The 1,074-nt window shown below is 49.7% G+C and carries 1 protein-coding gene; it reads left to right on the top strand.

All coding sequences use genetic code 11. The annotated features are described in order from the left end of the window. Nucleotides 1-1,074 (top strand): Ig-like domain-containing protein (locus tag R7E42_RS25400; protein ID WP_318073292.1); only part of this gene is annotated, 1,074 nt, incomplete at both ends.

The following is a 1,074-nucleotide window of genomic DNA, read 5'->3' as shown; positions in this document are numbered from 1 at the left end:
GAAAGCAGTGAAAAGTGTCTTTACGCTAAGTACGCTGACTGCATCTTGTCTATTGGCCTTCAACAGCTACGCAGCGGTTGATTGTGCCCCTCTAGAAGTTTGGGATTCGTCAAAAGTTTATAATGGCGGCGACCAAGTTCAGCACGAAGGTAACGCATACAAAGCGCGTTACTGGACGCAAAACAATAACCCTGCACAAGCTGGCCAGTGGGGCGAGTGGGAATCTCTTGGTGCTTGTGATGGAACAGGTCCTGTTGATCCACCACAAAATGAAATCCCGACGGTGACTCTAACCGCTCCTTCTGCGTCGGCATCTATCACCGCTGGTGAAGTGGTTAACCTAGCCGCAGATGCAGCAGACACTGATGGCACAATTAGCAAAGTTGAATTCTTTGTTGATGGTGCTTTAGTTGGTCAGTCTACTTCGGCTCCTTTCACTGCATCTTGGACTGCAACTGAAGGCGTACACGAGTTTTCAACTAAATCTTATGATGACGCTGGCGCGGTAAGTACTGCAAGTTCAGTAACGCTTACGATTGCTTCAGCTCAACCAGGTAATGAAGCGCCTACAGTGGATGTTGCGCTTTCAGCTACTTCAATCGAGTTAGGCGGTACTGTTACGCTTACTGCTAACGCAGCAGACGCGGATGGTAGCGTTGCTAAAGTTGACTTCTACGTTGCTGGCGCATTAGCTGGCACAGCAACAGCTGCCCCTTACACACTAGACGTAACGCCTTCAAAAGCGGGCGCTCTAGCGGTATACGCGAAAGCGACAGATAACGCAGGTGCAAGCACAGACTCTGCAATTGCTACGTTAACTGTAAATGGTGGTGCTGTGGCATCTAACTGTCGTCCTGACGGTCTTTACCAAACAACAGGCGTGGACGTACCTTACTGTTCAATCTACGACGAAGAAGGTCGTGAGAAAATGGGTGCGGATCACCCACGTCGTGTCATCGGCTACTTCACGAGCTGGCGCGCAGGTGACGACCCACAATCGACTTACCTTGTTAAAGACATTCCTTGGGAACAGCTAACTCACATCAACTACGCGTTTGTGAGCATTGGTTCTGA

This window comes from Vibrio sp. Vb1337, assembly GCF_033338715.1.
In the GTDB taxonomy this organism is placed as follows: domain Bacteria; phylum Pseudomonadota; class Gammaproteobacteria; order Enterobacterales; family Vibrionaceae; genus Vibrio; species Vibrio alginolyticus.
This window is presented reverse-complemented; position numbering and strand designations above follow the sequence as displayed.